4 protein-coding genes are annotated in these 6,665 nt (G+C 42.8%); all 4 read left to right on the top strand.

The features are described from left to right. On the top strand, positions 1–1,216 hold a 1,216-nt coding region (locus JWP71_RS14975; protein ID WP_299501551.1), incomplete at its 5' end, for a hypothetical protein. A gap of 147 nt (positions 1,217–1,363) precedes the next feature. After that, entirely contained in the window at positions 1,364–2,653 is a 1,290-nt protein-coding gene (locus JWP71_RS14970) for an alpha/beta fold hydrolase (protein WP_299501548.1), read from the top strand. A gap of 10 nt (positions 2,654–2,663) precedes the next feature. After that, positions 2,664–4,106, top strand: coding sequence for a GDSL-type esterase/lipase family protein (locus JWP71_RS14965; RefSeq protein ID WP_299501545.1), 1,443 nt, complete (start codon positions 2,664–2,666; stop codon positions 4,104–4,106). Between the two features lie 25 nt (positions 4,107–4,131). Continuing rightward, positions 4,132–6,651 carry a glycoside hydrolase family 95 protein gene (locus JWP71_RS14960; RefSeq protein WP_299501542.1) on the top strand — a complete coding sequence of 840 codons (2,520 nt, stop codon included), beginning with the start codon at positions 4,132–4,134 and terminating at the stop codon, positions 6,649–6,651. Positions 6,652–6,665: the final 14 nt, after the last annotated feature.

Raw genomic sequence — 6,665 nt, 5'->3', positions numbered from 1 at the left:
AGTGGTAAACAAGCCGTTGGTTGTGGGCGAATCTGGGGCTACTTATTATGGCAAGCCAAACCAATTGGTGCAGTTTGCAGGCGATAAACCTTACGAATCTTACTACGGGCGTAACGAAGCATTGGCGGTTGATGTTTATCAGAATGTAATTAAAATGGCCAAGCCGTTGCTGGCTTATTATTCACCGTCCGAAGTTAGTTGGTTCGGTATAGAGCACATGAATTTGGGATATAATGATTATTCGCGCCTGCCCGATCTGACCGATGGTGTTTTCGCTGGCAAACCTTATGAGGAAGGCAAACCGGGTTACCAGATAGAACGCATTCCGCCTTATGTTACCACGTTTAATCCGGGATTAGATCCTTCATTGCCATTGTATAAACCCTTGCCAATGTTTGAGGCATTAAAGGCAGCTATGGCCGGTAAGCCGGGTAAGTGGGATCATATATTGGATACAGCAAGACAGCAAAAATTTATCCCAACAGAAGCTAAATTTAGCCGGGCCATATTTATAGGTAAAACTGATGGCGCATTAGCTAAATTCTTTAATAATATGGGTTTGAGTTTGGATGGGAATAAAGAAACTGCCTCATTAATAATTATTGATGGCGATAATGTTGCCGCAAGTGAGTTGGAGCAAAATAAAGCTATAATTGACCGGGTTAAAAAGAATGGCGGCTTTATATGGGTGTTGGTATCTGGTAATAACCAGCCATCAAAAGCGGTGGACGATCTGCTGCCATCTCCACTGCAATTAGGCGAATTTAAAACCACGGATCTGCAAAGCAACAAGGCTGATGCCGTGGGTAAATTATTCAGCATCCGTGATCTTTATTTTTCTGAAATGAATGGCGATAAATACATTATGAAAATGGCTATTGAAGGTGATATTTTAAATCATGGTTCGATAGTGTTGGAAGCCGGGGAAATTGACTGGAACCTATTACTTGGCTTTCCTGAAAATAAAAAATGCGCGCAAGTTGTATTGTATGAGCATTTGATCAAACCCAAAAATGCGGCCATGCTTAACCTGCCGTTTGGTAAAGCTAATTTGAGTGTAAGCACTATTGATTACAATATCCTAAACCAAACAACAAGCGCATTCTGGCAAAAGTTATGTAACGCAATGGCTATACGGTTAGCTGATAAGACAGGGGCCACAGACAGCGGCGCTAAAAAACAACATGATCTGTTAATGGATGGCCCTATAAATTAGGCCATCCATTAATTCATTTTTGTTTGTTTAGTAACGTATCTGTTATGAAGCTTTGTTAGTTAGGTATTAATTAAGGTTTATATTAAGTTTGTGTCAGTTGTGCGGTAATTGCACACTATCAAACCAATTAATTATATCATCCTTGATATGAACTTTACTGTTAAAAAATTTTTTGTTAAAGCAATACTTTTTGCTTTTGTGATGTTAACGCTTAAAGTAAGCGCCAAATCATACACCGACCCTTTTATTCCATTTTTAAACAGCATACCAACTGTGAAGCAGGTTATCAGCGAGGTAAATTCGGGCGAAGGTTCGGCGGCAATAACTACACGGAAATTTATATTCAACTCGCGTAATAATATCAACAGCGTTTATGCAATTATGGCCTTCCCGCAAAAAGAGGGAGCATACCCGGCCATACTTGTTTTACATGGTGGAGGGGGTAATGCAGAGAGCGTGGCCAATTTAGTACAGGAGTATGCAGCACGTGGCTATGTGGCTATTTGTTTTGACATGCCTGGCATTTGTAATAATGGTACAACGCCAAACTCGTCGGGCCCGTGGAAATTAAAGAAAGGACCTTTAGAGCCGCCTCGTTTTGATATTGCAAATGGTTTAGAAAATGCCACTTTGTTCGACGCTGGTGTTGCCGGAATTGAAGTGTTTAACTACATCAAAACGCAAAAAAACGTTGATGCTAAAAACATAGGAATAACCGGTGTTTCATGGGGTGGTTACGCCACTACATTCTTGTCGGGCATATTAGGCAGGCAGGTAAAAGCGGCCTATTCTGTTTTTGGCAGTGGTTATTATGAAAAAGCAACTTTTTGGGTAAAGATAATTGCTGGTCTGCCTGATTCTGTCAAAACCCCATGGCTAAAATATTTTGATGCCGGCCGTCGTGCACCCGGTATTAAAGCCCCTTACTTTTTAGAGGCCACATCAAACGATACTTATTATTGGCCAGAATCTGTAGAGGCTACACTGCATGCTATCCACGGCACAACTAACCATGTTTGGGATCCTAACTTTAACCACAAACAACAACCTGCCGGACCAACCATGCAGAAGCTTTATTTTGATTATTATTTAAAAGGAATAGGGCAGCCATTTGCTTCAGCTAAAATCACGAAGGAAAAACTGGAAGCCGATAGCAGCAAGCAAATCACCATTAAACTGGATATACCAAAAGGCGTAACCGCCGCATCGGTTGTATTATATTATAGCGAACCAACTGCTACATGGCAAACAAGGGTATGGGTGCCAATAACAGCCACATCAACATCGGCTAATAGCTATACCGCTACTATCCCCGCCAATCTGGTAAAAAAAGGTGTAAATTACTACGCCTATTTAACTGATAACCGTACCGTAGCCGTGTCCAGTGATATGTACAACGCACTTTATGAATTTGACCATCAACCCGTTACTCAATAATCATTAACCTATGAGATCAATTTTTACTCTTTTTTTGGTCCTTACATTTAGTACCGGCGTTTTTGCGCAGGATAAGCCAATTAAGATAGCCTGTGTTGGCGCCAGCATCACTTACGGCGCGTTTATACCAGACCGCGAGCATAATTGTTACCCGGCGCAACTGCAAAAAATGCTGGGCGATAAGTACCAGGTAACTAATTATGGTGTAAACGGCACCACTATGCTGCGTAATGGCGATTCGCCGTACTGGAAAACCAGGCAGTATAAAGCCGCCTTAGCCAGCGAACCCGATGTGGTTTATATTGATTTGGGTGGAAATGATGCCAAGCTGCAAAACCGTCCGTTCTACGGTGAGTTTGAGCAAGATTGCCATGATCTGGTACAATCCTTCGCGCAATTGCCATCTCACCCCCGCGTGGTGTTGATGGAGGCTATGCCATCATGGGTTAAAGATACTACAGGAATTTGGGACCCGATGATTGTTAAAAAGATCAACCCACATATTCAACATGCTGCTTATACGGATAATTTGGAGCTGATTGATATGCACGCGCCCTTTGCTAACCAGGAAGCAAATACGCCGGATAAAATACATCCCAACAAAGAAGGCGCGCGCCGCATGGCCGAGTTGATCTATGAGAATGTTGTAAGGGTAAAAGATTTTGACTTTGATATATTAAGCAAGATAAATTTTGAGAAAAAAATAAGCTCTTTTTATGGCTACAAATGCGCCACTTTTAAAATGAATGATCGCGAATGTAAAGTTGTTGCACCCAAATGGACAGCTAACGGCCACCCGTGGATATGGCGCGCGAGGTTTTGGGGGCATGAGCCGCAAACTGATATAGCCTTATTACAGCGCGGTTTTCATTTAGTTTATTTTGACGCGGCAGAGTTGTTAGGCAATGAAGAAGCAATAAAAGACTGGAACGATTTTTATAAACTGGTAACCAAAGCAGGTTTAGGCAAAAAAGCGGTAATGGAAGGTATGAGCCGCGGTGGCGTTTATGTATTTAATTGGGCAGCTGCTAATCCATCAAAAGTAGCGGTGGTCTATGCCGATAACCCGCTTTTAAATATGCCATCATGGGCGTTGGGGCTTATGAAAACACCACCCGTTAAGGATGATATGTTTGATGCGTTTAAGAAAGATTATAATTTAACAGACGATAAAATAAAAGACTTTAAAGGCAGCCCGGTTGATAAGGTAAAGAAAATTGTAAAGGGCAAATATCCTATATTGATATTATGTGCCGATGAAGACGAAGCTGTTTACCCACCGGATAACACGTTGCTTTTTGAAAAGAAAATAAAGGACCTTAAAGGTAACATAACTGTGCTGCATAAGCCCGGCTTTAAACACCATCCGCATAGCTTGCCAAACCCAACGCCAATAGTAGATTTTTTACTAAAAGGATCGGGGCAAGCGATACCGTTTCCTGAAAAATTATAGTATAACAAACGCAAAAATCAAATTGATGATCCCTCAAAAAAGCATTAAAAAAAGCGTACTGACCTTTGTGCTGTTAAGCGCAACACTTACAGTATTTGCACAACGGAATGATTTAAAGCTATGGTATGATAAACCATCAGGCAGGGTATGGGAAAAAGCCATGCCAATAGGTAATGGCCGCCTGGCCGGTATGGTATATGGTAACCCTGAACAGGAAACTATCCAACTGAACGAGGCTACGCTATGGAGTGGGGGGCCGGTTCGTATGGATAGCCATACAGCTTTGGCCGCATTGCCCCAGGTAAGGAAACTTATATTTGAGAATAAACGTGCAGAGGCAGCACAGCTGGCTAAACAAATCAAGCCCGATGGTTTTACCGGAATGAGTTATCAACCGGTTGGTAATTTGTACCTGAGTTTTCCCGGTCATGATCATTATGAAAATTATTATCGCGAACTCGATCTGAAAACGGCGGTTGCCACAACAACCTACACCGTCAATGGCGTAACCTATAAACGCGAAGTGTTTTCATCAACGCCCGATCAGGTCATCATTGTCCATTTAACTGCCGATAAGCCCGGGAGCCTTACTTTTTCAACATCCCTGTACAGTCCTCAAAAATCAACTATCACAACCAAGGATAAAAATGAGCTGGTATTATCCGGCATTTCAGGTACTACGCACGGCATAAATGGGCAGGATAAGTTCCAGTCGCTGGTAAAGGTTAAGCTGGATGGCGGCGAAGTTGCAGCGTCTGATACTTCGATAAATGTTACTAAAGCAAACTCGGTAACGCTGTTTATTTCTATGGCGACCAGTTTTGTAAAATATGATGATATAAGCGCAGATGAATCGTTGCGGGCAAATAATTACCTGGATAAGGCATGGCCCAAACCGTATGAGCAGTTGTTAAATAACCATATAGCAGCGTATCAAAAATACTTTAACCGGGTTAAACTTGATTTGGGTACAAGCGATTCTGTCAAAAATACTACTGACAGGCGTATTGACGGCTTTGCCGGAGGTAATGACCCGCAGCTGGTTGAGCTGTATTTTCAATTCGGCAGGTACTTGCTGATAGCTTCGTCTCAGCCGGGCGGGCAGCCGGCAAACTTGCAAGGGATATGGAATAATAAAATGTCCCCACCCTGGAACAGTTCATTTACCATCAATATCAATACAGAAATGAATTACTGGCCTGCCGAGGAAACGAATCTGGCCGAAATGCACGAGCCATATGTGCAAATGGTAAAGGACCTATCGGTAACAGGGCAGGGTACCGCTAAAACCATGTATGGGGTGGGGGGCTGGGTTGCTCACCACAATACTGATATATGGCGGATCAATGGTCCGGTGAATGATATTTATTCGGGCCTATGGCCCTCGGGAGGAGTTTGGTTGAGTACACAACTATGGGACAGGTATATGTACAGTGGCGACAAAGCGTATTTAAAATCTGTTTACAGCGCTTTAAGGGGCGCGGCGCAATTTTACCTGGAGTTTATGATAGAAGAGCCCGAGCATCATTGGTTAGTGATTTCTCCGTCTTTGTCGCCAGAAAATGGTCCTGCCGCTTATTTTGAAGAAGCAAAAGACAGGAACGGAAAAGCTATCCACAAGGGTTTATCAATTGATTATGGTGTTACCATGGATAACCAGCTGGCATTTGATATATTTAGTGAAGTAATTGATGCCGCTAAAATTCTGAATATCGATAAAGAATTTGCAGATAAATTGATAGCTGCCCGTAAACGCCTGCCGCCCATGCAAATTGGCCAGTACAGCCAGTTGCAGGAGTGGCTACATGATTTAGATAGCCCTACCGATCATAACAGGCACGTATCACATTTATATGGTTTGTATCCAAGTAACCAGATATCGCCATACCGTACGCCTGAGTTATTTGACGCGGCACGCACTTCATTGATCTACCGTACCGATGTATCAACAGGATGGAGCATGGGCTGGAAGGTTAACCTATGGGCGCGATTACTGGATGGCAACCACGCATTTAAATTGATCCAAAATCAATTAACGCCAACTGGTAAAAACAAGGGCAGCGCCAATAGCGGCGGTGGTACTTATCCAAATTTGTTTGACGCGCACCCGCCGTTCCAGATTGACGGAAACTTTGGCTGTGCCGCAGGTATTACCGAAATGCTGATGCAAAGTGCCGATGGGGCCTTAAACTTATTACCTGCCATACCAGATGCCTGGCAAGACGGTGCTATAAGCGGCTTACGCGCCCGTGGTGGTTTTGAAATTGTAAGTATGAAATGGAAAGGCGGCAAGTTAAGCGAGCTGAAAATTAAATCTACCGTAGGTGGCAATTGCCGTTTACGTGTGCCTAATAGCATAAAGCTGCAAGGCGGTGTATTGAAAACAGCAAAAGGAGCTAATCCAAATTTCTTTTATAAAAATGAAACAACCGCTAAGCCCATCATATCAGAAAAAGCACAGTTAAAAGCACCGGGCGAGAAGCCAACGTTATTGTATGATTTTACTACACAAGCGGGTAAGACTTATACATTGACTGGTATTTAACCATTTTTGTCATT

Source organism: Mucilaginibacter sp., from assembly GCF_028287845.1.
Taxonomy (GTDB): Bacteria; Bacteroidota; Bacteroidia; order Sphingobacteriales; family Sphingobacteriaceae; genus Mucilaginibacter.
The sequence above is the reverse complement of the archived record's forward strand: the minus strand, read 5'-3'. Positions and strand labels throughout refer to the sequence as shown.

What these genes read in the sequence shown, in the direction of transcription:
- JWP71_RS14970 (WP_299501548.1), top strand. Translation starts at nt 1,364, where the DNA reads ATGAACTTTACTGTTAAAAAATTTTTTGTTAAAGCAATACTTTTTGCT.
- JWP71_RS14965 (WP_299501545.1), top strand. Translation starts at nt 2,664, where the DNA reads ATGAGATCAATTTTTACTCTTTTTTTGGTCCTTACATTTAGTACCGGC.
- JWP71_RS14960 (WP_299501542.1), top strand. Translation starts at nt 4,132, where the DNA reads ATGATCCCTCAAAAAAGCATTAAAAAAAGCGTACTGACCTTTGTGCTG.